Raw genomic sequence first — 22936 nt, 5'->3', positions numbered from 1 at the left:
AGAGGGACGTAATTATGGATTTCGAAATCGGACCGGGCCTGTTTGGTGAAGGGTTTATGTGGACCATTTTATGGAGTGATGTGCTGATCTTTTTGCTGGTCGGTGCCATCGCCTTATTCGTTGCCTCGTTCAGACGCAACCCTCAAAACCAGGAAAACTGGCGACAGGTGTTTTCTACCAGGCTGGGCATGGCAACCTTTGTCATCATCATGTCCTATGTTGTTATTGCGTTAGTGGATTCCATTCATTTCCGTAAAGCACTGCCTGCAACGGAAGGACAAAGCAGTGAACAGGTATTTTACAGTAATGATGTAAACAGCCTGTTGGATCTTGCCCTTGGCGAGATGGGTGATCGCCCTGAGCGTACCTACTCGGCACCTTTCGCCCTGAAATCATGGAATAAAGAAAACCTGTTATTACCGGATGGTGAACGGGTTCGTGATTACCCTGAGCTAACTTTTGCTGGCGCGCATCTGGAAAACCCGGAGGCCTTCGCTAAAGATGTCGCATTGAATTCGATGGTTGGCATTGGTAAAGGTTTGGCGCTGGCGTTAGCACTGATCGGACTTCACGCCTTCTGGCTGCGCAGAAGTCAATCTGGCAATACCGGTGATGGTGATACTTCCCCTCTGCCCTGGAAATCGGCCTGGATAACCTTTGCCGTTATCATGGCAATCTTGGGCTGGCTGATTACTATGGGCAATCTTTACCACGTTCTGGGCACCGATCAGGCAGGCAACGACACCCTATTTGAAAGCTTGAAAGGCATTCGCACCGGTGTTCTGATCGGAACTCTGGCGACGCTGATCACCATGCCGGTTGCCATCAGCCTTGGTCTTGCTGCTGGCTATTTCAGAGGATGGATTGATGATGTCGTCCAATATATTTATACAACATTGATCTCGATCCCAGGGCTTCTGCTGATCGCCGCCTCTGTTCTGCTGTTTCAGGTCTGGATCAACAACAACCCACAGTTCTTTGAGATCGGTTTAGAGAAAGCGGATGCCAAGTTCCTGGCGCTGTGCTTTATTCTGGGGATTACCAGCTGGACGACACTCTGTCGCTTACTTCGGGCAGAAACCCTGAAAATCAGCCAGCTTGACTATGTTCAGGCCGCTCACGCTTTTGGTGTCAGCCATTTCCAGATTATAAAACGACACATCCTGCCCAACCTGAGCCATATCATTATGATTTCGTTCGTACTGGACTTCAGTGGTCTGGTGCTGGCCGAAGCCGTTCTTGCCTACATTGGTGTCGGTATTGACCCGGCCATGGCAAGCTGGGGCAACATGATTAATATGGCCAGTACCGAGTTGTCCCGCGAGCCATCCATCTGGTGGAACCTGAGCGGAGCCTTCTTCCTGATGTTTACCCTGGTGCTGTCCGTTAACCTGTTCTCTGACCTGGTGCGTGACGCGTTTGATCCAAAAACCAAACTGGAGACTGCATAATGTCAGTAACAATAACAGAAGCGCGATCCAGTTCACCCACTCAAGGGGCAACCAGTGCAATCACGATGAATCATCAACCGTCAGATAAGACATTGGCGCTGTCCGTCAGTAACCTGAATGTTCGCTTAAACCATAAGCCGCACACACCTATTTTAAAAGATGTCAGCTTTGATCTGAAAAAAGGGGAAGTGTACGCGCTGGTTGGAGAGTCTGGCAGTGGAAAGTCCATCACATCCCTGTCCATTCTACGACTACTGCCTGATGCATTGACCATCACCAAAGGGAAAATCTCGCTACCTGAAACCAACCTGTTTGCGTTAACAGAACAGGAAATGGGAAATGTTCGCGGTAAAAAGATTGCCATGATCTTTCAGGATGCGCTGACGGCTCTCAATCCCGTTCAAACAGTTGGCGCTCAAATTGCCGAAACCCTGAAAATTCACACTTCCTTAAACAGTTCAGAGATCCGTCATCGAACCGTGGAACTGTTTCATGAAGTAGGGCTCCCGGATCCGGAAAAACGTGTTGACTGGTACCCTCACCAAATGTCCGGAGGTCAGCAGCAGCGGGTGATGATTGCTATGGCTCTGGCCTGCGAACCGGACATCCTTTTGGCAGACGAGCCAACCACTGCGCTTGATGTGACGATTCAGAAACAAATTCTGGAGCTGATAAAACAACTCACCATCAGTCGCCAGTTGGCCGTATTGTTAATCACCCACGACATGGGCGTCGTTCGTCAGACGGCTGACCGGGTGGGTGTTATGTACAAAGGCGAAATCATTGAACAGAATGATTGCGTGGCTTTCTTTGAAAACCCAAAGGAAGCCTATAGCCGACAGTTGATCGATAGTCTTCCGGATATGGATGAGTACCGCTCGCTGGAGAGAGAAGCACCTCTGTTAAAAGTGGAAAACCTGCAGATTCACTTCCCGGTTCGTAAGGGATTACTTCAGCGAGTTCACAGTCATACCAAAGCCGTTGACGGCATCAGCTTCTCAATTGGTAAGGGTGAAACGCTGGCACTTGTTGGTGAGTCCGGCTGTGGCAAATCCACGACTGGGCGAGCCATTCTTAATCTTGAGAAGGCGACTGCGGGTGATATCTGGTACAACAACCTTTGTATCAATAAGCTCACCCGTAAAGAAATGCTGCCACTTCGCAAGAAGATTCAGGTCATTTTCCAAAACCCATTCTCGTCCATGAATCCGCGGATGACCGTTGGCGACATTATTGAAGAGGGGATGGTCAGCCTTGGTCTTGAGCAGACCAAAGAGGAACGCATTCAACGCATTGAATCACTCCTTACCCGTGTGAAGCTTGAACCGGAACACCGTCACCGTTACCCCCACGAGTTCTCAGGTGGCCAACGACAGCGGATTGCTATTGCCCGGGCGCTGGCGGTGGAGCCGGATCTTATTATCTGCGATGAACCCACCAGCGCTCTGGACGTTTCCATCCGCGCCGAAGTTTTGGATCTGCTTCTGGAACTTCAGCGGGAGTTACACGTCTCTTATCTGTTTATCACCCACGACCTTTCTATTATTCCTCACATCGCTCACCGTGTTGCAGTGATGCAGGGTGGAAAGATTGTTGAACAGGGAGAAACCGAGCAAGTTCTGACCCAGCCAAAGCATGAATACACAAAAGTGCTGCTTGAGGCTGTGCCTTCTGTTCATTGATTGAAAACGACAAAGGTCGGCAACCTTCGGGTTGCCTGACCTTCACGCCCGATGAATACCATAAATAGCATGATCAACAATTTTATCGTTTAGTACAGCCTGATGCGTCAGCACTCCCTCCAGTTTCATACCCAGGCGCTCACAAACTGCACGACTGGGTTTGTTTTCTGTAGCTGCGCGGATTTCAATTTTTTCCAAATCAAGTTCAGTAAATGCATGATCAATCAGAAAATGACAAGCTCTTGTTATCAGCCCATTCCCTTGAGCAGACTCAATAATCCAATAACCGATCTCTGCTTTTTTAAGCGGCGTATTCACGTCGAATAAAGCGATATTTCCGACCACTTCACCTTTAAACTCAATGGCGAATGTTATCCCTTTGTTATCTGCAAATTTATGCAGAGCCCCCTGAATAAAGCCTTTGAAGTCATCTTCGGTTTTGTTCGTTTTTGGCCATGGCAGCCATTGGGTCAGGTAATCATAATTTTCTGTCGCCAGTCTGACATAAGTACTGGCGAACTTTTCATGCACGAGACACAAACGGATTTCCTGATCAATATCCAGTGCAAACATTAGCCTTTACTCCTTTCTTATTCTGATAAAGCCAGTGGTTCCGTAACGGCTTGTTCTTTACCGTATTTTTTAATCAATACTCTGAATTGGTCGTAACTCAACCCGAGCAAGTCTGCTGCCGCTTTCTGATTGTGTCGGCTAAACTCCATCGCATTGCGAACAAACAACTGTTCAATAGCTGCTACAACACGTTTTAATTCGATCTTGTTTCCGGTTTTCATTTCTTCTAAACGGGTTTCAAGCTGGCCTTTTTTCGTATCAGAATGGTATTTGGCTACGGCGACCTGTTCACAGCCGGCATCTTGCGCACTTGCCCCGCTCATGCCGGAGAGCCAGGGTGAACTGAACGGATCTATCACTATTTGATCGATTTCTTCACCTGCCACACCATGGCACACACTGCGTTCAACCACATTTTTCAACTCACGAACATTTCCAGGCCATTGATAGTTCTGCAGTATATCGATAGCTGCATCCGAAAAACCAACAAAACCACCGTCGTTTTCAATATCAGCTAATTCCTGGGAAATTCGCACTGCGAAGTGAGTAGACAATAATAGAATATCTTCCTTTCTTACTCTCAACGGTGGTATAGCAATGACATCAAAGGCCAGCCGGTCCAGAAGATCTTTCCTGAACTCTCCACGTTCAGAAAGCACCTTCAGGTTTTCATTGGTTGCTGCCACAACTCGCACATCCACTTGTACAGGCTTGGAACTACCAACCCGGTAAAACTCACCATACTCCACAACCCTGAGTAATTTTTCCTGCAGTCGGGGTCCCATGGTTGCCAGCTCGTCTAAAAAAAGGGTTCCGCCATCAGCCTCTTCAAACAAACCTGTCCGCGTTTGTTTAGCGCCAGTAAACGAGCCAGCCTCATGCCCAAACAACTCTGAATCCAATAGCTCATCATTAAAAGCAGCACAGTTTAGTTTTACCAGGCTTTGTTGCCATCGTGGAGACAGGTAATGCAAACGACTTGCGACTTCTTCTTTTCCAGTACCACGCTCTCCCATTACCAGTACCGGTCTCTGGTGGTGAGCATATCGGGAAATAGACTCAAGCATCTCAAGAAACGCAGACGATGAGCCGATCAATGTCTTCTTCCTGGAAAACTGTGTGTAAGGCATTGTTCTTATATTTTGAAACCATTAATTGGTTTATCTGACCATAAAATGGCGGCTAAAACCATGATCAAAAATCATGCATTTTTACAGAAACTTAATAATTCCTTAATAAACAGCACGTTAAAGTGTTCCAGAACCTTGGCACAGTTTATGACTTATCTTTATGGAAAGAATTACCTGAAAGGACTTCAAAACATGAAAGCAATACTCCAATCTGTTATCGTCTCACTGTCTCTGCTTGGCGCATCAGCCATGGCAAATGAGCAGCCTCTGGCATGGGATAGCGTTTCTGACGATGCGATGAAAGACATACAAATACAAGCCATGCAGGATATTGAGAGTGAACTGGAAAAAGAGCTGCCAGCAGATCTGGCCAGGCATCATCAATTAATCAATGAACAGCTATTTCAACAACAGCCATTGAAAGAAACGGTTCAGAAAAATCAGAACAATAGAAAGAAAAGCGACAATCTCATTATTAATTATTTGAACAGCAATATGAGTCAGGGAGCGTAGCCATGAGTATTTTTTCACGCCTCAGTGACATTCTGAATGCCAACATCACCACCCTGCTGGATAAAGCGGAAGACCCGGAAAAGATGGCTCGCCTCATGCTTCAGGAGATGGAAGAAACCCTCGTAGAGGTAAGGCTGGATGCCGCAAGCCTGATCGCTGATAAGAAAGACATTGAACGTCAACTGTCTAACAAGCAGATGCAAATAGAAGACTGGACGACAAAGGCCAAACTGGCTCTGGAACATAACCGGGAAGATCTGGCCCGGCACGCTCTATCGGAAAAGCAACAGCTACTCACCGAGTCTCAGGAAAAAGAACAGTACCTGGAAGAGATGGAGCAACAACTTGGCCGCCACGATGAAGATATCCAGCGCCTTCAAAATGCCATGAAAGAAGCTCGTAAGCGTCTTGAATCATTACGCATACGGAAGCAGGTGAGTCAGAACCGGTTAAAAATGCGCGAAAGTACCCGGGAGAAAACCCGGCTACGACAGGAAGCCCGGTTTGAAGAGATGGAAAGGGATCTTGATGCATTAGATAGCCAACTGGAGGCCGAAGGCCTGGGAAATACCACCCAAGATCTGGAAGCTGAGTTCCAGAACCTTGAAATTAGCAGCGCAGTTGAGAAAGAGCTCGCTTCTCTTAAGGCTTCTATTTCCAAAGAGCCTGAAGATAAGGTAGTTTGAACAACACTATCTGAGCAACAATAAGTATAAAAACAAGATCCTATCTTTTTAGTGATCTGGCAAAGGAGTTACAAGAGCTATGGAATATGTCATAGACGACATTGTTCCCCTGAGTGCGATTCTCATTTTATTTCTTTTTCTGCCATGGCTAATCTTTCATTACCTGACACAGCTTCGTCAGGCAAGGCAGCTGGACGAGGAGTCGCAGGAATTATTTGAATCGACAGTTCATCGTGTAGAAGTCATGGAAGAACGAGTGCATGTACTGGAACGCATTCTGGATACGGAAGTGCCAGGGTGGAGGAATCGACAATGAGCCGGCTGAAAAAGATCTTTACCCAGCAAAAGGAAGGCGAAGCAAGCCCGGCCATCATGGGTGTATGCAGTTATATTGCCAACCGGTTCCATCTGGATGTTTTGGCTGTTCGGCTGAGTGCTGCGGGTATTGCTTATTTCACCTCAACCTCTCGCGCCATGCTCGCCTATATTGCTATCGGGGTTGTACTCAGTATCAGCACAAGCGGTGCGACCAATAAAAAACTTCGTACAAAAAAAACCAAAATTGGTTCCGACAATGGGCCTGTAAAAGAAGAGGAAAATTCTGATTTTAAAGAGCATGAGTCAAACCCCAAACTGACGAAAATGGCTGTAAAACAACTAAGCCGAAAGCTCTCTCAGCAAGAATACAGAGTCGCTCAGCTAGAGAACTGCGTTACTTCCAACCATTTAAAAGTTGCCAGAGAATTTCGTGATCTCCATGCTTCTTCAAAACAGCAAGCTTGAGCATAACTTCTGAGATCAGACATTAAGCACCTACGATCGCTAGCCATTAAATTGGAAGTTCTCGACAATTTTTAGATGTAAACATGACCTCAGAAAAGCATTCATTTCGTGCATGTCGCCAGTTGCATAAAACTCAAGCATGAGTTGATTAAACTCCTTCTGGCGGGCTGCGGGCACATTGATAACAGGATAGCCATGAGCAAGTAGAATCCCATTCATCATGAATCTGCCCATGCGTTTATTAACATCCCGTAAGCGCCAGCCCAACTACATCTACCCAGCCTGAGCACCAAACTGGATACTGAAGCCTCTCAATTTCCAGGAGGCAACATGTCCGATAAACGTCAATTCTGGTTCCAGCATATTGAACAGTGGGAACAATCTGGACTTTCTCAAACCAAATACGCTCGTCAACAAGGGCTGTCCATAAAGTCATTTGGTTATGGCTCTTTATGTGTTTCTGGGAGGTGCCAGAATTGAGTTACTTTTTTACCTCAAAACCGGCCTGAAGCTCAGCAAAATCAAGGATGAATGACGGTGCTATTTGGCTGTTTTGTGTCACCTCCCAGAAACCCATAATGAGCCTAGATTTTTATGACACTAAGGTGCACGCGGGTTCTGCCAGCTCTGTCAACAAGTTGTCAATTCAATTGTGCATTATCATGAATGGCAACTATATTCCCATGTTCAAGTATTCCGAGCGAAGTGGTGCCACTGCTCTTTTCAGTCTTGTCTACTTCTTGTGATGTCGTAAAGCGGAATAGTTCTGAAGAGACTAATAATTGATTGTTGTTTTTCGGCATACTACTATAGATACACCAAAATCTTTAAATAAGGTGTATTCGTGTCCTCCAGCGTAAGAACCAACATCGTGATTGATCAGGATTTGATGAGTGAAGCCCTTGAGCTTTCTGGTCTTGGCTCGCGACGTGAACTGGTGAACTATGCCTTACAGGAGTTGGTGCGCCGGGAAAAGCAAAAGCAGATTCTGTCATTAAAAGGCAAGATCGCCTGGCAGGGAAACCTTGATGATATGAGAGAAACCCGCTGAATGGATATTATGGTTGATACCAGTGTTTGGGTTGATTTTTTCAATGACATCGACAATCCACAGGTGAACTATCTTATGAGGTTGTTGCAAGAAGGTCGGGTGGGCACCTGTCCAGTCATACTGATGGAGGTACTTCAGGGTATACGGGATGACAAGGCATGTAAAAAAACGCAAAATTACCTTTCTTCACTTGCCAGTTATTCGATATCAGATCAGCTATATATGGATTCTGCCATGTTGTATAGAAATGCCAGAAAGAAAGGCGTGACTATTCGAAAAAGTGTGGATTGTCTCATTGCGGTCACCGCTATTCATCATGCACTTCCTCTCTTACACAAAGATCGTGATTTTGATGCTATTGAAAAATACTCTGAACTTATTTGTGTCAATGCTAACCAACATTGAGCTCGAAAAAATGGTGTCAGGTTTTTCATTTTGTATGATCTCTGTCGTAAGTAGTTGGCCATTTAGAATCGAATAATTCATTCCTGGGGGCAAGATTCAACGTTTCAATTATGTTCATTTGCTATTTTAAGTATTTGATCCAATAGAGGTGATGAATAACGGTAACCGTGTCGGCTCTACTTCTCTAATAACGGCCTCAGGGCAGATACTCTGCCGTTCTGCTTTAGCTTTAACATAACACCAAGACTGCCAGTAATGGGAATGCCCATGCTTTTGGCGCATCGTCTGCCCGCTTTATCATCTATAAGCAGCAAACCCTGTTGCATTTGGGCTACCGCGATTGCCTGTGCTTCTCCTGGATCTATCAGTGCTGAAATAGTGCCAAGTTCTGGTGATTGGTGTAAATCTATATCCTGGGTTACTGTCAATAGCTGGGTGCTGATAGCCTGTTTGATCCTCTGTGCGCCGGGAAGGGACAGATTTTGTGTGCACTCTCTCTACGGCAATTGGTAAGAGTATTTTACTGGCCAGACTGTTCAATTCAGGCAGTAGATTGAGCAGCGCCAAGGCAATGAGTGGGCTGCTGTCGGCAATAATAAGCGGCTTGCTGTGGCTAACCAAGGTTGCTTAATTCCTCGTCTAATTCCTCTGTATCGTAATCGATCAGCGTTATGCCGAGGTGGCCAAGTTTTTGGATAAATTCCTCAAGACTGCATTGTGCCAGTCGAGCAGCTTTTGCCGGTGACAGAATACCCTGTTCATAAAGGTGGGTTGCAAGGTTAGTGTGGACTCCTTCTTTCAATAGGGTTTCACTGAAGGGGATACCCACCATAAATGGTCTGTCTCTTTTCGTAAATACACATAAATGACCGGATTCTGCTGCTTTAGTCAGCTCGCCGCTGCGTTCCCGCAAGTCTCTGATTCCGAACATATGCATAATTGAGCCTGCTTTCTTACTTGAATATATTGTGTACACATAAGGTGGCACATTATTGTTATCGGGCAATGGTTTTGATTGATTCGCATATTGCGTTCTTTCTCCACAGTGGGGATTTGAGCAAGATTTCTCCGCTGGCTGAGGAACAGCTTGAGCAGCATGATATTGTTTTGCCTGAGCTGGCAAGGCTGGAGCTTCAATATTTATATGAGATTGGTCGGATTGCCTACACACCTGCGGAGATAGTGGCTGATTTGTATGGTGATGTGGGGATGATTTGCTAAAAAACGCCAACAGCCGGCCTGGTTCAATCCGCTATCGGTACTCACTGGACGAGGGACGCTTTTGACCGGTTGATTGCAGCAGACACCATTTTTTGCGATAGCCCGTTGATTACCCGTGACCAACGTATCATTGAGCATTTGCATCTGGCGTTCAGTGCCCGGTGAAAAGAAAACCGGAGTCGTATGTGGTGCGCCCCACGATGCAAGGAAGCGTTTTCGACAATGGAAAAACTCAACAGCCCCATCAATCACCAGTGCTGATTTTCTTGTAAACATAACGTAAAAAAAACAACCTCAAACCTGAAGCAATGAAAGGTGTGAATAACCGTATTTAACATCTTTTTCTGTCGCCTGCCTGATCCTCCAATCCTCTATTTCTCCTGCTGTCATTCTGTGGATAACTCTGTTTTCTGCTGTCTTTTCCAGTCAATTACCCATATAAGACCACGGTAAAATACCTGCCTTCCCGAGACAGCTATGCGAATCTTGTTCGTATAATCATTGCAATACAATGGGTTAGGTTTTTTAAGCAGCCAGCCGCCCAAAGGGTTGCAATGCCTGTGAATAAGTTTTAGTGTGCATAAATAAGTCGTGCATATCCTGTTGATAAGTTGTTTGAATCTGCAGGTTATGATCGATTTAAAAAATCACAACGATAAATGAGCAGAAAGCTCAGGCACGAACCAAAAAACAGGATTGTAGTGTACGTAGCGTTTTACAAACCCTACAGCAAGGAGGCATATGACAGTAAAAAAAGATACGGTGTTTGCCGCGGCCGAGGCAATACTGGTGCGAGGTGAGAAACCCACTTATAAAAAGGTGCGAAATGAGCTGGGCTCGGTGGGCAGCTTTTCGGATATCGGCCCACACTTTAGGGAGTGGAGGGACAGGCAGTCCAGCCATTCATTAGCCATCATCGATATACCGGAAGACGTGAAGCAAACGATTACGCGTTCCGGTGAGCTTATGTGGGCTGAAGCCAGTAAAGTCGCCGCTCAACGCGTGGCTTTGGCAGAGGAGCGCGTGGTGCAGATTGAGGCTGATCGTCAGGAAGTGGAAGAGCTTCTGGAAAAAGAAATCAAACGTCTTGAACAACTGCTTGCTAAGCGGGATGCGCAAGTTGTTGATTTGCAGGCTAATGTTTCTGCGAAGGAGGATGCCATCCGGCTTTTGGAGCTAGAGTTATCGAAGCTGAAAGGGCGATCTGAAGCAGCATTAGAGCTACAGTCTCAATTTAAATGGCTGAACGACCATATTGCCAAAGCTGACTCCGGTGAAGATAAAAATGCAGGGCGTTCGTCGTCTGATTGAGCCTGGATTAAAACTCAGAGTGTAATAGATCGACCTTTTCGCAATCGTTTATTGAACCTACCTTGCCTGCTTGTTGTCCGATACATAGGATTGTATTAATGTGGGCAGCTTATCATTTGCCCCTGTCCACCAATCCCTGAGCCTATCACCGGCAGCGACCACTTCATGTCCGATTTGAAAGTTAACCTGAGTCAGATTTTTTCGCACACTACCCTGCAGCGGGGGCGTGAGTATTTTCGCAAGAACAAAGTCAATTCTGTTGAGCTGGATAGCGATTCCGATGTTTTATACGGCGAAGTTCGTGGCAGTGGGCGAAAGATCTATGAAGTGGATGTCTTCCTTAATTACTTTTCCAGTGATGAGCCGATCATCGGTGAGTGCAGTTGCCCGGTTGGCCATAACTGCAAACATGCCCTGGCTCTGCTGCTGGCGGGGGAGAAGCGGTACGGTGCCAATCGCCTCAATAAAATGATGGAAGAGGATGCTAGCCCTGTGGATGCGGGGCCTTCAGAAGTCAGCATTTCACAACTCGATGAACTGAAAAAAATGCTGAAGCAGCAATACGGTAATAAGCTGCCGGTGGATATTGATGCCATCATTGGTGAGGTGTTGGATGTGCCAGCGGCAAAAGCACCTCAGGTTCCCTCTGAACATCAGTCAGCCATTCGCTCCCGTGAGCTGGAGCAACAGCGCAACCGGTGGTTGAGCAGTTTAAAAAACGCAGCCAATGCGCTGGAAGTGAAAGAAAAGAGCGAGGCCGCAAACAGCAGCAATACCAATATCGTGCTTTATGTGTTGGAGGAAAACAGTTATCACGGCGGTATGGTCGTACAAATTTGCCTGTCCCGTTATTTGAAAAACGGTGGCTACGGCAAACCCTCGACATACGGTGGTGCTTATAACTGTTTGCACAACGGTAACTGGCCGGCCAGCATGGCGGAAAACGATCGTCGTATATTGCGCCTGGCCTACATTAATAAGAAGCTGGATGTCTATAAGGGCAAGATCACCCTGAACGGTGAAGATGGTCATGAGCTGCTGGAAAAGGTCATGGCCACTGGCCGTTGCGTGGTGGACCGTGAATTGAAACTCCCCCTGGAGCATCAGTCTGCGATAAAAGGTGAAATTCGCTGGCAGCTGGATGAACAGGGTTTGCAGTTTCCGCAACTGGTCGCGGCAGGCAGCGGGCATCCTCTGATGTTGATTCCATCGGAGCCGCCTTACTATTTGCAGCGTCATCACGCGTCGTTCCATTGCGGTGATCTGACCGGCCTGCCCGATATCGAATTGCTGTCTGTTTTATTAAAGGCACCACCGCTCGATGAAGCCGGGGTTGAAGAAACCTCCAAAGCATTGACGACGATTTTCAAAAGTGTGAAAAGCATTGGCAAAGGTGGCAAGCAATCGAAAAAGCAGACCGTGGCTCTGCCTGAAAAAGTCGCTGTGCTCAATGTAATGCCCAAACCCTTGCTGCGCCTCGATAGTATTCCCATGGGCAAAAAAGCCGATGAAGTGTTGGCTCGTGGTCGTGTAAGTTTTGACTACGATGGTCAGGTAGTGCCTTTTGGTAGCCATGAACAGACCCTGAAGCCGCTCAGTGATACTAACAATCATCAGGTGATTCCCCGACAAACCGGTGCAGAAAATGCCGACCTTGAAATGTTGCCAGAAAGCATCGAGCCGGCTCATATCAGCCATATGGAGAAGGTGCATCAGATTGCGGATCTGGATGTGTACGATCTCGTGATGGGGATGCCCGGTTCCGGTAGCGAGTACCGTAATCGCTGGCTGCGTTTTATGACCAACAGCCTTCCAGAGTTGGAAGAGCATGGCTGGACGATCACCATAGACGACAATTTCCCATTTCAGTTCGAACCCATCAGCGATGACGACTGGTACGCAGAGCTGGATGAGTCCGACGAAACAGGTAAGAACAACTGGTTTAACCTGCGCTTGGGCATCACCATTGATGGGCAGCCTGTTGATTTGCTGCCGTTGCTGGCGCGGCAAATCCATCAATTGCCACCGGTGGATGAACTGAAAGCCATGGATGAAAACAGGCTGGTGCCTGTGGCATTACCCGGCGGAAAGTTTATGCAACTGCCGGCCGGCCGTTTAGGGTTGATTGCGGGCACGTTGCTGGAGTTGTTCGGCGATCGTCCACTTAATGAATATCAGCTCCAAAACTACCACGCAGAAATCTGGCAGGAACTGTACGACAAGTTGGGGCTGCCCTGGTCCGGTGGCGAAAAACTATTGGCCATTGGCAAAAAGCTGAAACAGTTTAAACGACTGAAGTCCGTTAAACCGGCGAAAACCCTGCAAGCGGATATGCGGGATTACCAAATGCACGGTCTTTCCTGGCTGCAGTTCCTGCGGGAATACGGTTTGAACGGCATTTTGGCAGACGACATGGGTCTTGGTAAAACCCTGCAGACGCTGGCTCATATCCAGTTGGAAAAACAGCGGCTTAAAAGCCGCAAAGAAACAGCTGCGCCGACGCTGGTGGTTTGCCCCACCAGTTTACTGCACAACTGGAGCAACGAGGCGGCACGTTTCACGCCAGATTTAAAAGTGCATATTCACCACGGCAGCAGTCGTGATGCTGAAGAAATTGCCAACTCCGACCTGGTGCTCACCAGTTACGGGGTGATTCAGCGGGATTTTGAACAGCTGTCGAAAATCAACTTTCACCTGTTGGTTTTAGATGAAGCCCAGGCCGTGAAAAACCCGAAAGCCAAATCAGCCAAAGCGGTTCGTTGCTTGCAGGCGGAACACAAACTCTGTTTGACCGGCACGCCCATGGAAAACCATCTGGGTGAACTGTGGTCGCTGTTTGATTTTCTGATGCCGGGCTTTTTAGGTGCCCATGATCAATTTACCCGTTTTTATCGCACGCCCATTGAACGACAGGGGAATACAGACCAGGCGAAGAAACTGCAAAAACGGGTAGCACCGTTTATGTTACGCCGCACCAAAGATTTGGTAGCCAAAGAACTGCCGGCAAAAACCGAAATTATTCGTGCCACCGAACTTCACGGTCAACAGCGCGATCTTTACGAAACCATTCGCGCCAGCATGGAAGCCAAAGTAAAAAGCGAGATCGAGAAAAAAGGCTTGGCCCGTTCTCAGATTGTGATTCTCGATGCGCTGCTGAAAATGCGTCAGGCTTGTTGCGATCCTTCCTTAGTCAAACTGGAGCAGGCCGCTTCCGTGAAGGACTCTGCCAAGCTGACCCTATTGATGGAGTTGGTAGAACCCATGGTGGAAGAAGGTCGTAAGATTCTGATTTTTTCCCAGTTCACCACTATGTTGTCGCTGATCGAAGACAAATTAAAAGCGACGGGCATCCCCTGGGTGAAACTCACCGGCCAAACCCGCAATCGGAAACAGCCGGTGGAGGACTTCCAGAACGGCGATGTGCCCGTCTTCCTGATCAGCCTGAAAGCCGGCGGCACTGGTTTGAACCTCACCGCCGCTGATACCGTCATTCACTACGATCCGTGGTGGAACCCGGCGGCAGAAGATCAGGCCAGTGATCGTGCCCATCGTATTGGCCAGGACAAGCCAGTGTTTGTTTATAAGCTGGTGACCGAGGATACGGTGGAAGAAAAAATCCAGCAATTAAAGGAGAAGAAAAAAGCCATCGCCGATTCCCTTTATGGCGACAATGCAGGTAAGAAAAAACCGTCCATCACAGCGGACGATTTGAACGTGTTGTTTGAGCCGGTGAAGGCTGGGTAAACTGAGAATAACAGCCTCCCGTCGGTAATCCCAACGGGATTGCTGATGCTCCACTCGGGTTTTTCTGTCGCCAACCCCCATGGGGTTAACGATCTACGGAGCTGCCATCAGGCATCAGAACAGCCTTCGAGATGGGTACTGTCCGCGAATAGCCTGGTTATAATACCCGCCGGCGGAGGCTGCGCTGATCAGGTTGTTGTAAACGGTCTCTGGCACATCGTAATAACGGTACACGCTCCCGCTGCGGGTAAACTCAATTTCCAGCATACCAATGGCGTGGTCGTAGCCGGCCGAAGCCAATGCTGAAGAATCGAGTGTTGTCCGATTTAGAGGCAGGCTTTCAAGATTAAACGCGACTGATCGTATAAAGTTCGTCAAAACCTGTTGGCTGGGGTTGCCGCTGGCATAGGTGTCGACAAAGCTGTGATTTTTCCAGTCACTGCTTTCGTTACTGTTTGCAAGGTTACCTGGCAGTGGGTTGATAATGGCGCTGCGAATCACATTGATAACAAGATCATCATTCAGAGTCAGATAACGGGTTATTTTTTGCTGATCTCCTTCGTAATCGAGCGGTGCTCCTACAAAGCTGGCAGGGGTTGCGACCGATACCATTCCCATGACTTTTAATTGGCTAAAGGGCAGGCTGTTGATAGAGCTTTTATAAACCCGTTGCCATGCTTCATTGCCATAGAAGTTACCTTGAGAGTGAGCAACCAAAAGCACTTTACGACACTGTTCAATATCTTGTATGTATTGCCTGACGTGTGTTTGCAGGTCTCTGTCAAGAATATAGCTGAAGGACTGATATAAGATGGCTACTTCTGAAAGGGCTTCTCTGAACCAATCTGGAGCCGCTTCGATACCGGCCAGCCAGAGCAGGATAACGCCATAATCTTGCAGTGCTTTTTGCCGGGACACTTCGAGCAGCTGGTCGAAAGGGTTTTCATTATGGTTGATTGCAACTTTATAAGACAAGCGGTATTCAGGCAACTGTCGTGCAGTTAAATACTTTATCATGAGCCTTGATGAATTGGAGTCATCAAGGTTGTTGAACATACCATTTCCAAAATAAATTGAAAGATTAGGAGCGTTGCCAGAACACTCTGCCGCGTAAAGAGGATGAGAGAAACATAAGCAAAGAACAATAATTAATCGTTTCATCATCTATCCTCAAATTATGGAGTATTGACAGGTTCTTGATTACAGTATTTTTCATAGTCTCCCGGGTCTTCGACGATCATTCCTCCGTAGTAGCTATTGATTTTGTTTCTTGCTTGAAGCCTGTCATAAGTGTTGTATAGCTTTGCCTCTACCCGCTTATACAGCACACGATATTTTGAAAAATCATCTTGAGTATGATGAAAAAAGCAATATTGTGATGCCAGCGTTTGAGGAAGAAGAGCCAGTACTTTTTGTTTGTCATAGGCATGAATCAGTTGTTCCTGTCTGACCATAACCATTTTACTGACAGGCATCATTTTCTCAGTTGGCTCATCCTGAAAGGTTGAAGCAATAAACCGCTGAACATCATCCCGCACCCCATCCTGATCCGAATCAATACCTGCAAGCCCAATCTTTCCTTCCTCGCCAGGTGCTGGTGGCATGGCATAATACCAATGACTTTTTTCGCGCAAATCGGGAGACTGGAGACAGTCTTCCAATAAAGCGTGCTCGAAGTGAAAGCGATTTTTGGGAATCAGGCACCGGGTCTGGCCATCCCGGCCTTTATAAACCAGACGTCCCTGTAGCCATTGAATGGGAAACGTTTTAATCAGTGTTCGACCTTTTTTGATCACAGGTATGACGTGTTGTTTGAAGGGCAAGGCCGCCAGCTCGCCTTCCATGCCAGTCAATGATCCATCATCGTTTATCCATTCTTGCTGACGATGTTGATCGCAATTGGTCAAAGTGACGATGTAACCTCTTCTGGCCCGATGCCATTGCAATAGCCATTTTGGCAGCGTATCGGTTTGTTCCTTCGGCTTGAAAGCACCGGCCTGCAAGCATTGGCCAGGCAGGGTTACGGGTTCAAGAGGACCTTGTGCCGCCGCGGATGATAGATAGAGGCTAGAGAAAAACAGAAGTAAACCGAGGGTGTGTCGCATATCCATTGCGCAGTTCCTGATTTGTCACCTGATTTTAGAAAATCATTGGTGTTTTTAATTGTCAAATACATCTGTTCTGTATGGTGTATACCCATTGGATTTCAAGATGCTACTAGGCGACAAGTGAGCGAAGCCCCGTGAGCCTACAAGTAGTAGGTGATCGGGGTGAGCGAACGCTGACAACAACGTAGCATCTTGAAAGGCGATGGGTATATTGCGTTGAAAAATCGTTGTGCTCAGTATTTCACAGATCTAATCCGAACTTTGAGTCAATAATCAGGGGGTGAGGGGGAGCGAATCATCAAGTTGTAGTATCATCGTATAATCTACAGCTGCCGTATAATGACGATGACTCAGTTCGATTGGAAACAGGTTCCTTCTCTTGATTCAGGATTCGTAGACTACTGCCGTATACCTTCTATGAAAGTTCGCCTGATTATTGCGCAAGCCGAAATGAAAAAGCTGCAGGAAGAACTTCGAGCTCGAAAGCAATGGACGATGACTGATGCTAATCAGCGTAAGATTGCAGCAATAGAAACGCATCTGAAGTTTATTGAAAGGGATTATGCGGTGAATGAACCGGCATGATGTCTTTGAGAAGACGGAACAGGTAGCTATCGTGTGGGATAGCCCATAACAGTCATTGCTTAGAGCTGATTCTATAACTACCCTGATTGCATTCGTATAAACGAGAAAATACTCGGCAGGTTGTAGCATGTCTCACCAAATCAGCCTTGATGCTTACTTGGTTCATGAAAGAGCATCATTAGGCTCTCGAAATGAGTACATAGAAGGCTATTTGATCCCAATGGATGGTGGGACTATCCAGCACGGTAAGATAATCACCAATATAGCCCGCCTTATGGGGAATCATTTAGTGGGAAAGCCCTGTGATGTCTTTGCATCTGATGTCAGACTCAAGGTGGAGTCGGCATTTGTGAAGTCATTTCGTTACCCGGATGTGATGGTTTCCTGTGAGGAAAATCGGCGATATAAGGATATGTGTGAGTCCGCAACTGTGTTGGTCGAGGTGCTCTCTGAAAGCACAGAATTGACCGATCGGGTATATAAGTCGGCGGAATATGGACACATTCTAAAATCCACTGACGGAGAATATTTGGTGGTTGACCCTGATCGTCCGATTATAGAAAAACGGATGTGGCATAACGGCCGTTTTGAAGTGGTAGCAACTTATGGTTCCGGTGATCAGGTTGTGCTCGATAGCATCAAGCTGAAACTGTCTATGGATGATATTTATATATAGTGTTCAAATTACTCAAGCACTAGCATCAGATCTGCAAACTTCTTTAGCTCAGACAAATGCTTGTCAATCACCGCGCGTAGAATATCGATATTCAATTTTTGATACTCATGCACGGCAATATTTCTGAACCCAACCATCTTCGTCAGCGTTTCTGCCAGTTCAGGTGGGATGGTTTTTGAGTCAGCCAGTAAGGAAAAAGACTCACGAGCACTTTTTGGGACTCCCAGCTGTTTTAAACGGATGACACGGTTAGCAATATCCTGAACTGCCTGACACACCCGTTGGATATTCAGAATAACTGAATCCTGCTGGGCAAAGTCTGTGGCAATCGTACCTTCTTTACCATGGTATTCTTCGGCCACACGCTTAAGGCTGCGACCAATAATAGTGTGCTTGTTAAGAATAACGTCATCCATTTCGGGCTCTCTCTGCAAGATCGTTAATGGTGCCTTGTCTGTCTTATTATCACAGTGTTATGTACTTATGTCTTATAGAACATTAAAACGTTGATATCAGATAATGATACTATAATCTATACTGTCATGCATGAATGCCAGACACCGAAAAACGCTCATCGCGATATATAAAGATCCAACGCCAAAGCAGTTGGAGTGGAAAGCCATAGAAGCTCTCTTCATTGCCGTTGGAGCTGAAGTTATCGAAGGGCGCGGATCGCGTGTGAGGTTCCATAAAGGTGGGGAAATTGGAACTTTTCATAGACCTCATCCAGAGAAAGAGGCAAAGCCGTATCAGGTGAAAGATGCACGAGATTTCCTAATCAGGATTGGAATCAAACCATGAATACAATGACTTATAAAGGTTACGCAGCAAGTATTGAATACAGCGATGACGATGAGTGTTTTATTGGTCATATTGCAGGCATTAAGGATAGGGTTGGCTTTCATGGTGAGTCAGTAGCCGAACTTAAGGATGCTTTTCATGAAGCAGTCGAGGATTATCTTGAAGCTTGCATAGCCATTGGTAAAGAGCCACAGAAACCATATTCAGGCAAGCTCATGTTACGTATACCGCCAGAATTGCATGCAACTATTGCAACAGCTGCTCAGGTGAGCGGACAAAGCATCAATCAATGGATTTCTCGCACATTAAGTGATGCTTCTCGCATCAAATAATCACACGCATCAAAAAATTTTGGGTACTTACCTACGGCGACCCCGAAATGGGCAGTAGGGAGGTCATAAGGCAGAATAATAGGGCTTTTTAGCCCCCTAAAATCATAATTTGAGCTGTTGAGCTAATGTTCAGATTGATAACGCCTCCATCAGCCAGCCAAAACCAATCCTTTCCTGTTCCAGCCTGAGATTTTTACCGTGTAGATTGCTTTTCAATTCAGCAAACAGCTGTTGTTCATCACTGGTCAGGTGAGCAAGTTCGCCCAGAAAACGTTTGTCTTCCGGCTCTTCGACGCAGAGATGCTGATGTTGGAGCAGAGTACTTTGATCCATTAAAAGGGCGCGGGTTTCAGGAAAATGCTGACGCAACCGGGAGAGAATTGCAAAGCCGTGGGTATCGATATCACCCCAGTAGATCATGTTTTTCTGTTTTAGCCAGTGGATGGAAGACAGTGACCGGATACCGTAGCCCAGACCGAAAATCACCATGGCGTCAGCTACCGGAGGAAACGCCAGTCCGTTCACCTTGTTTTCGGTAATAAAAACCGTGCTGACGCCGGTGTCTATAAATTGAGACAGAGGGACGGTGATATCCGTCACGGGTTCGGTGCTGTCCAGAAGCCGATAACGGATCAGCGGTTCATCATATTTCAGGCCGAAGCGCCGTTCGAAACCATTTTCAGCGAGACCGGTAATGGTGCCGTCAAAGTCCTCCGGCTCAAGAATCTGACTCAATAGTTCCGACAGAATACCCTTGTTGTTCTCGATAAATTTACTGTCCACGCCCTTAATATCCAGTTGTCGTATATATCGATCCGGTGTTGGATTAAGGCGAAAATAGTGGCAAACCTTGAGTAGCCGAGGCCAGTTTTCCAGTTGCTCCAAAGCTTTCAGAGGCTTCTTTTGTAGCCAGGGTAATAGTTCCGGCAATTGTCGCCGTAGAGTGCCGATCAGTTCATCAAACTGGCGGAAGTCTTTCCGCTTGCCAATAAAACTCAGCCAGTCATCACGAGTATCAAAGAAGATTTTTTCTGGAATGCGCTGGCTACCCAGCATCTTGTGATTGATGGTGCGAAATTCGAGACGGTAGCCGCTACCAGTGGCGGCCTTACTGTGACTGTTCAACTGAGTGATCCAGTCCCGAACTTTGAGGTAATCCTGGCTCAACACTTTACCGGCAGGCTTACGGAAGGTGACTTCCAGTGGGAACAGCTGGTCACCGGTCAGAACACTTTGCAGAAAAGCCCCGGAAGTCCAGGGGCGCAGTGCTTTTTTCTTCAGTTCACTCCGAGTGATCATGTTGGTACGGTGCCCATTAGCTTAGGATCTGATGATAGGTCGTTCTGTCGATTATGACAGGTTTCGTGTCGTAATCTGAATTCAGCAACTGGATGAGAGTTTGCTTGAATGCCTCAATGCTTTCAGCAGATAAAGAGAACCGATGAAGCGCAGCGGAAGAACGAGATTTTATTAAGCGCCGACACCGACTTGACTTGCGAATAATATGTACCAATATTAGGTATATATTGGTACTCAATGATAATTAGGGAGGTATCTAATATGGCTAAAAACACCAGTGTAACCTTGGGTGAACACTTTGATTCGTTTATTTTCAACCAAGTTGAAAGCGGCCGTTATGGCTCTGCCAGTGAAGTTATTCGTGCAGCTCTGCGTTTACTGGAAAGTAAAGAAACGAAACTAAATACCCTCAGAAATTTGCTTATCGAAGGCGAAAATAGCGGCCTTGCTGAGTATGACTACGATACCTTTATTAACGAGCTCGATAGTGACCATAAACAATGAAGTCTTTTGCCTTAACCCAAAAAGCCAAGGCAGACTTGAAAGAAATTGCAATGTTCACAATGAAACGTTGGGGACGAGAGCAAAGGAATCTTTACCTAAAACAATTTAACGACACATTTATTTTATTGTCTGGGCGACCCAGTCTTGGTAAATCCTGTAACGAAATCAGAGAAGGTTATCTAAAATTCCCTCAAGGTAGTCACATGGTTTATTTTAGGCAATCTGGTAAGAATCAAATACAGATTGTGAGAATTCTCCACAAAAGCATGGATGTAGAAACTCACTTCATAGCGCATAACCGATAACAATATCATTGTGTGCCAGGCAGGCGTCGGGCTTAGGGTAGAGGCATGAGGAAGCGTGCCGTTTCAGTGATATCAACGATGACCGGTTTACTCATCGCGCATTTGCACTTCCTGCTCTGAATAAACCCGGTGAACCGGCAAGCCATGCGGGGTATTTCGCAAAGGACCATCATCTACATCCAACTTGGCCGCATTTTGCTTCAGATAGCTCAGGGTTTGTGTATCCATAGGTGTGTTCCTTTTGCTGATTTGTTTTCAGTCTATCGGAGCCTCTGCAATATCTGCAATAGTAGATGCTGTCTTACGGCAGTTTGAATAATACGCTTTATCAAAACCATCAAGCACTAATGAGGCATGTGTTGCTGTGTCCTGTGCCTCGACTGTGGTGGGGGCGGTGGCATACAGCCCCATTTTAGGAGGCTCAGGCAAAACCAAGTTCTAAGGACGTGGGTTCTTTACTTGACCCGCCAGATAGAATTTAAGCCAATTTATCGCGGAATCTGGAGCTGGTTTGTGCTTAACCGGACAGTCGTGTTGAAAAATACTTTGTGCATATCTCAAACCTGACCTATATTAACTTCAACTGTCGTGTAGAGTATGCGTTGATTATATGACTTCTTTGATAGTCGGTAAGTTGAAGAGCCCTTCAACCTCATGATTGAGTGTCTACCTATGCATTGCTCACCATTACTCATTTTTTCGCCTTATTCTGCTCCTTATCTTTGAGTTTTCCTCATAACTACTAGAGATAGGAAGTGGCGCCCCAAACCGAAAACGACTGCATATTTACGACTAACAATTATGCCAATTAAATGATGTTAATCAGAAGTAGGTAAAGATGAAGGTAGCATGAGTAGATTTTAAAGGTTAACACATGTGATATGTTGCTGACGATACCATAATGCTGACGTTTTTACGCCGAACTTTTGTGGGCTTAAGTAAATACCACGTTATAAGTGCGTGAATAATTGCTGAATTGCATCCTATGTTAAGGTGAACATTTATGAATCAGAAATCATTTAAGTTAATGCTTCTTTCTTCAGTAGTAGCTTCTAACCTATCCTATGCTAATGTTGAGCAAGGTCTAGTTAATCCTTATTCGGAATTGTTAATCAATCCATCGTTATTCATCACTCCATCCACAAGCATTGAGGAAGTTAAAAATATAATTTCTAGTCAGAAACAAATTATACAGTTGTTAGATATGACTGCTTATGATTCAGATATCCTAGATTTTATTTCTCGAATTACGCTTATAAGTAATGAGTCTCTACTTAGTGATGGCAATGCAAGCTATTACAGTAATGGTAATAAAGTTATTTATATTCCTGGATTGGAATCAAAATTGAAAGTACAAAGCATACTGAGCGCTTCTGAAAACTCAACTTTGAATCGGTCAGTAGCCGAGGCACCAGAGCAGCTAGATTATTATTCTATAACTACAGCACTTGCTGATAATTGTACGAATGAATACTCTCAAAACAATCCTCAGTATTTGCATTTAGCTAAGCAAAAAGTTACGGCTAAGAACGAAGTTGGTGTAAATGATGTAAATGATATAACTGAGATTTATGGATTTGAAGGCAACTCAGATATGCATTACTTATCTGATAAGGAACTATCTAATGCAGGGTGCCAAACTGCGTTAGCAGAGGTCAAAATCTATCTAAAACAACCTGGTGGTATGACTGCCGCTCCTCAGCAATTCCCGCTGAAGTGATTCCAGTCAACAGCACCAAGGCTTCTAGCCAGTTTTACTTATTCCGGAATCGCAAA

The 22936-nt window shown here is 46.1% G+C and carries 28 protein-coding genes; 18 read left to right on the top strand and 10 right to left on the bottom strand.

Annotated features, from left to right (window positions below; translation table 11 throughout):
• The first annotated feature begins 14 nt into the window (after positions 1-14).
• Both Q1B11_RS06465 and Q1B11_RS06460 read left to right on the top strand, forming a co-directional pair.
• Positions 15-1451 (top strand): ABC transporter permease, encoded by a 1437-nt coding sequence (locus Q1B11_RS06465; RefSeq protein WP_299729404.1) that lies wholly within the window; start codon positions 15-17, stop codon positions 1449-1451.
• Complete coding sequence (locus tag Q1B11_RS06460; RefSeq protein ID WP_299729401.1) at positions 1451-3133, top strand: dipeptide ABC transporter ATP-binding protein; 1683 nt, start codon at positions 1451-1453, stop codon at positions 3131-3133. The genes Q1B11_RS06465 and Q1B11_RS06460 overlap by 1 nt, the downstream gene beginning before the upstream one ends.
• 42 nt (positions 3134-3175) lie before the next feature.
• On the opposite strand, the gene Q1B11_RS06455 is transcribed toward Q1B11_RS06460, so the two are convergent.
• Positions 3176-3706, bottom strand: a complete 531-nt coding sequence (locus tag Q1B11_RS06455) for a GNAT family protein (protein ID WP_299729398.1) — start codon at positions 3704-3706, stop codon at positions 3176-3178.
• Between the two features lie 17 nt (positions 3707-3723).
• Positions 3724-4836, bottom strand: coding sequence for a phage shock protein operon transcriptional activator (gene pspF / locus Q1B11_RS06450; protein WP_299729395.1), 1113 nt, complete (start codon positions 4834-4836; stop codon positions 3724-3726).
• Between the two features lie 192 nt (positions 4837-5028).
• On the opposite strand from pspF, the gene Q1B11_RS06445 reads away from it, so the two are divergent.
• The 6 genes from Q1B11_RS06445 (at position 5029) to Q1B11_RS06420 (ending at position 8274) form a co-directional block, all read left to right on the top strand.
• Positions 5029-5349: a hypothetical protein gene (locus tag Q1B11_RS06445; protein ID WP_299729392.1), complete on the top strand. Its 321-nt coding sequence runs from the start codon at positions 5029-5031 to the stop codon at positions 5347-5349.
• A gap of 2 nt (positions 5350-5351) precedes the next feature.
• The gene (locus tag Q1B11_RS06440; protein ID WP_299729389.1) at positions 5352-6035 is read left to right on the top strand and encodes a PspA/IM30 family protein; all 684 of its coding nucleotides are present in this window, start codon (positions 5352-5354) and stop codon (positions 6033-6035) included.
• Positions 6036-6114: 79 nt separating this feature from the next.
• Positions 6115-6351, top strand: a complete 237-nt coding sequence (pspB, locus tag Q1B11_RS06435) for an envelope stress response membrane protein PspB (RefSeq protein WP_299729386.1) — start codon at positions 6115-6117, stop codon at positions 6349-6351.
• Positions 6348-6818: a PspC domain-containing protein gene (locus Q1B11_RS06430; RefSeq protein WP_299729383.1), complete on the top strand. Its 471-nt coding sequence runs from the start codon at positions 6348-6350 to the stop codon at positions 6816-6818. The genes pspB and Q1B11_RS06430 overlap by 4 nt, the downstream gene beginning before the upstream one ends.
• 844 nt (positions 6819-7662) lie before the next feature.
• Complete coding sequence (locus tag Q1B11_RS06425) at positions 7663-7869, top strand: type II toxin-antitoxin system VapB family antitoxin (protein WP_299729379.1); 207 nt, start codon at positions 7663-7665, stop codon at positions 7867-7869.
• Positions 7870-8274, top strand: coding sequence for a PIN domain nuclease (locus Q1B11_RS06420; RefSeq protein WP_299729376.1), 405 nt, complete (start codon positions 7870-7872; stop codon positions 8272-8274). It begins immediately after the preceding gene.
• A gap of 176 nt (positions 8275-8450) precedes the next feature.
• On the opposite strand, the gene Q1B11_RS06415 is transcribed toward Q1B11_RS06420, so the two are convergent.
• Positions 8451-8702, bottom strand: coding sequence for a DUF3368 domain-containing protein (locus Q1B11_RS06415; protein WP_299729373.1), 252 nt, complete (start codon positions 8700-8702; stop codon positions 8451-8453).
• Between the two features lie 185 nt (positions 8703-8887).
• Positions 8888-9211: a UPF0175 family protein gene (locus Q1B11_RS06410; RefSeq protein ID WP_299729370.1), complete on the bottom strand. Its 324-nt coding sequence runs from the start codon at positions 9209-9211 to the stop codon at positions 8888-8890.
• Between the two features lie 116 nt (positions 9212-9327).
• Here Q1B11_RS06410 and Q1B11_RS06405 point away from each other — a divergent pair, with 116 nt between their 5' ends.
• The 3 genes from Q1B11_RS06405 (at position 9328) to Q1B11_RS06395 (ending at position 14550) form a co-directional block, all read left to right on the top strand.
• Positions 9328-9495 (top strand): hypothetical protein, encoded by a 168-nt coding sequence (locus tag Q1B11_RS06405; protein WP_299729367.1) that lies wholly within the window; start codon positions 9328-9330, stop codon positions 9493-9495.
• Between the two features lie 741 nt (positions 9496-10236).
• On the top strand, positions 10237-10806 hold the full coding sequence (locus Q1B11_RS06400; RefSeq protein ID WP_299729364.1) for a DNA-binding protein: 570 nt from the start codon (positions 10237-10239) through the stop codon (positions 10804-10806).
• Between the two features lie 165 nt (positions 10807-10971).
• Positions 10972-14550 (top strand): DEAD/DEAH box helicase, encoded by a 3579-nt coding sequence (locus Q1B11_RS06395; protein ID WP_299729361.1) that lies wholly within the window; start codon positions 10972-10974, stop codon positions 14548-14550.
• 114 nt (positions 14551-14664) lie between these two features.
• Here the strand turns inward: Q1B11_RS06395 and Q1B11_RS06390 are convergent, their stop codons facing one another.
• Entirely contained in the window at positions 14665-15606 is a 942-nt protein-coding gene (locus Q1B11_RS06390) for a KTSC domain-containing protein (RefSeq protein WP_299729358.1), read from the bottom strand.
• Positions 15607-15725: 119 nt separating this feature from the next.
• Positions 15726-16661 carry a hypothetical protein gene (locus tag Q1B11_RS06385; RefSeq protein WP_299729355.1) on the bottom strand — a complete coding sequence of 312 codons (936 nt, stop codon included), beginning with the start codon at positions 16659-16661 and terminating at the stop codon, positions 15726-15728.
• A 336-nt stretch (positions 16662-16997) separates the two neighbouring features.
• Between Q1B11_RS06385 and Q1B11_RS06380 the strand changes: the two genes are divergently transcribed.
• Together Q1B11_RS06380 and Q1B11_RS06375 are read left to right on the top strand one after the other, a co-directional pair.
• Positions 16998-17243 carry a hypothetical protein gene (locus Q1B11_RS06380; protein WP_299729352.1) on the top strand — a complete coding sequence of 82 codons (246 nt, stop codon included), beginning with the start codon at positions 16998-17000 and terminating at the stop codon, positions 17241-17243.
• 127 nt (positions 17244-17370) lie between these two features.
• The gene (locus Q1B11_RS06375) at positions 17371-17919 is read left to right on the top strand and encodes a Uma2 family endonuclease (protein ID WP_299729349.1); all 549 of its coding nucleotides are present in this window, start codon (positions 17371-17373) and stop codon (positions 17917-17919) included.
• Positions 17920-17927: 8 nt separating this feature from the next.
• Here Q1B11_RS06375 and Q1B11_RS06370 read toward each other — a convergent pair whose 3' ends face one another.
• Both Q1B11_RS06370 and Q1B11_RS06365 read right to left on the bottom strand, forming a co-directional pair.
• Positions 17928-18335, bottom strand: a complete 408-nt coding sequence (locus tag Q1B11_RS06370) for a DUF86 domain-containing protein (RefSeq protein ID WP_299729346.1) — start codon at positions 18333-18335, stop codon at positions 17928-17930.
• A 124-nt stretch (positions 18336-18459) separates the two neighbouring features.
• Positions 18460-18636, bottom strand: coding sequence for a hypothetical protein (locus Q1B11_RS06365; protein ID WP_299729698.1), 177 nt, complete (start codon positions 18634-18636; stop codon positions 18460-18462).
• On the opposite strand from Q1B11_RS06365, the gene Q1B11_RS06360 reads away from it, so the two are divergent.
• Complete coding sequence (locus Q1B11_RS06360; protein WP_299729688.1) at positions 18577-18720, top strand: type II toxin-antitoxin system HicA family toxin; 144 nt, start codon at positions 18577-18579, stop codon at positions 18718-18720. The genes Q1B11_RS06365 and Q1B11_RS06360 overlap by 60 nt on opposite strands.
• Positions 18717-19052, top strand: coding sequence for a type II toxin-antitoxin system HicB family antitoxin (locus Q1B11_RS06355; protein ID WP_299729343.1), 336 nt, complete (start codon positions 18717-18719; stop codon positions 19050-19052). Before Q1B11_RS06360 ends, Q1B11_RS06355 begins: the two co-directional genes overlap by 4 nt.
• Positions 19053-19181: 129 nt before the next feature.
• On the opposite strand, the gene Q1B11_RS06350 is transcribed toward Q1B11_RS06355, so the two are convergent.
• Positions 19182-20351, bottom strand: a complete 1170-nt coding sequence (locus Q1B11_RS06350; protein ID WP_299729340.1) for a DUF3322 domain-containing protein — start codon at positions 20349-20351, stop codon at positions 19182-19184.
• Between the two features lie 261 nt (positions 20352-20612).
• Here Q1B11_RS06350 and Q1B11_RS06345 point away from each other — a divergent pair, with 261 nt between their 5' ends.
• A complete protein-coding gene (locus Q1B11_RS06345; protein ID WP_067517615.1) occupies positions 20613-20855 on the top strand; it encodes a type II toxin-antitoxin system ParD family antitoxin in 243 nt (80 codons plus the stop codon).
• Positions 20852-21160: a type II toxin-antitoxin system RelE/ParE family toxin gene (locus Q1B11_RS06340; RefSeq protein ID WP_299729333.1), complete on the top strand. Its 309-nt coding sequence runs from the start codon at positions 20852-20854 to the stop codon at positions 21158-21160. The genes Q1B11_RS06345 and Q1B11_RS06340 overlap by 4 nt, the downstream gene beginning before the upstream one ends.
• Positions 21161-21247: 87 nt before the next feature.
• Here the strand turns inward: Q1B11_RS06340 and Q1B11_RS06335 are convergent, their stop codons facing one another.
• Positions 21248-21388, bottom strand: a complete 141-nt coding sequence (locus Q1B11_RS06335; protein WP_299729330.1) for a hypothetical protein — start codon at positions 21386-21388, stop codon at positions 21248-21250.
• Positions 21389-22163: 775 nt separating this feature from the next.
• Here Q1B11_RS06335 and Q1B11_RS06330 point away from each other — a divergent pair.
• Positions 22164-22880, top strand: coding sequence for a hypothetical protein (locus tag Q1B11_RS06330; RefSeq protein ID WP_299729328.1), 717 nt, complete (start codon positions 22164-22166; stop codon positions 22878-22880).
• Positions 22881-22936: the final 56 nt, after the last annotated feature.

The organism is uncultured Endozoicomonas sp., from assembly GCF_947495845.1.
Classification (GTDB): Bacteria; Pseudomonadota; Gammaproteobacteria; order Pseudomonadales; family Endozoicomonadaceae; genus Endozoicomonas.
This window is presented reverse-complemented; position numbering and strand designations above follow the sequence as displayed.

Excerpts from the sequence above, each read along its gene's own strand:
- pspF (WP_299729395.1), bottom strand. The coding sequence starts at position 4,836 with ATGCCTTACACACAGTTTTCCAGGAAGAAGACATTGATCGGCTCATCG.
- Q1B11_RS06460 (WP_299729401.1), top strand. The coding sequence starts at position 1,451 with ATGTCAGTAACAATAACAGAAGCGCGATCCAGTTCACCCACTCAAGGG.
- Q1B11_RS06365 (WP_299729698.1), bottom strand. The coding sequence starts at position 18,636 with ATGAAAAGTTCCAATTTCCCCACCTTTATGGAACCTCACACGCGATCC.
- Q1B11_RS06380 (WP_299729352.1), top strand. The coding sequence starts at position 16,998 with ATGACGATGACTCAGTTCGATTGGAAACAGGTTCCTTCTCTTGATTCA.
- Q1B11_RS06340 (WP_299729333.1), top strand. The coding sequence starts at position 20,852 with ATGAAGTCTTTTGCCTTAACCCAAAAAGCCAAGGCAGACTTGAAAGAA.
- Q1B11_RS06355 (WP_299729343.1), top strand. The coding sequence starts at position 18,717 with ATGAATACAATGACTTATAAAGGTTACGCAGCAAGTATTGAATACAGC.
- Q1B11_RS06350 (WP_299729340.1), bottom strand. The coding sequence starts at position 20,351 with ATGATCACTCGGAGTGAACTGAAGAAAAAAGCACTGCGCCCCTGGACT.
- Q1B11_RS06455 (WP_299729398.1), bottom strand. The coding sequence starts at position 3,706 with ATGTTTGCACTGGATATTGATCAGGAAATCCGTTTGTGTCTCGTGCAT.
- Q1B11_RS06335 (WP_299729330.1), bottom strand. The coding sequence starts at position 21,388 with ATGGATACACAAACCCTGAGCTATCTGAAGCAAAATGCGGCCAAGTTG.
- Q1B11_RS06445 (WP_299729392.1), top strand. The coding sequence starts at position 5,029 with ATGAAAGCAATACTCCAATCTGTTATCGTCTCACTGTCTCTGCTTGGC.
- Q1B11_RS06395 (WP_299729361.1), top strand. The coding sequence starts at position 10,972 with ATGTCCGATTTGAAAGTTAACCTGAGTCAGATTTTTTCGCACACTACC.
- Q1B11_RS06370 (WP_299729346.1), bottom strand. The coding sequence starts at position 18,335 with ATGGATGACGTTATTCTTAACAAGCACACTATTATTGGTCGCAGCCTT.
- Q1B11_RS06400 (WP_299729364.1), top strand. The coding sequence starts at position 10,237 with ATGACAGTAAAAAAAGATACGGTGTTTGCCGCGGCCGAGGCAATACTG.
- Q1B11_RS06420 (WP_299729376.1), top strand. The coding sequence starts at position 7,870 with ATGGATATTATGGTTGATACCAGTGTTTGGGTTGATTTTTTCAATGAC.
- Q1B11_RS06440 (WP_299729389.1), top strand. The coding sequence starts at position 5,352 with ATGAGTATTTTTTCACGCCTCAGTGACATTCTGAATGCCAACATCACC.
- Q1B11_RS06345 (WP_067517615.1), top strand. The coding sequence starts at position 20,613 with ATGGCTAAAAACACCAGTGTAACCTTGGGTGAACACTTTGATTCGTTT.
- Q1B11_RS06390 (WP_299729358.1), bottom strand. The coding sequence starts at position 15,606 with ATGTTCAACAACCTTGATGACTCCAATTCATCAAGGCTCATGATAAAG.
- Q1B11_RS06430 (WP_299729383.1), top strand. The coding sequence starts at position 6,348 with ATGAGCCGGCTGAAAAAGATCTTTACCCAGCAAAAGGAAGGCGAAGCA.
- pspB (WP_299729386.1), top strand. The coding sequence starts at position 6,115 with ATGGAATATGTCATAGACGACATTGTTCCCCTGAGTGCGATTCTCATT.
- Q1B11_RS06330 (WP_299729328.1), top strand. The coding sequence starts at position 22,164 with ATGAATCAGAAATCATTTAAGTTAATGCTTCTTTCTTCAGTAGTAGCT.
- Q1B11_RS06375 (WP_299729349.1), top strand. The coding sequence starts at position 17,371 with ATGTCTCACCAAATCAGCCTTGATGCTTACTTGGTTCATGAAAGAGCA.
- Q1B11_RS06465 (WP_299729404.1), top strand. The coding sequence starts at position 15 with ATGGATTTCGAAATCGGACCGGGCCTGTTTGGTGAAGGGTTTATGTGG.
- Q1B11_RS06410 (WP_299729370.1), bottom strand. The coding sequence starts at position 9,211 with ATGCATATGTTCGGAATCAGAGACTTGCGGGAACGCAGCGGCGAGCTG.
- Q1B11_RS06385 (WP_299729355.1), bottom strand. The coding sequence starts at position 16,661 with ATGGATATGCGACACACCCTCGGTTTACTTCTGTTTTTCTCTAGCCTC.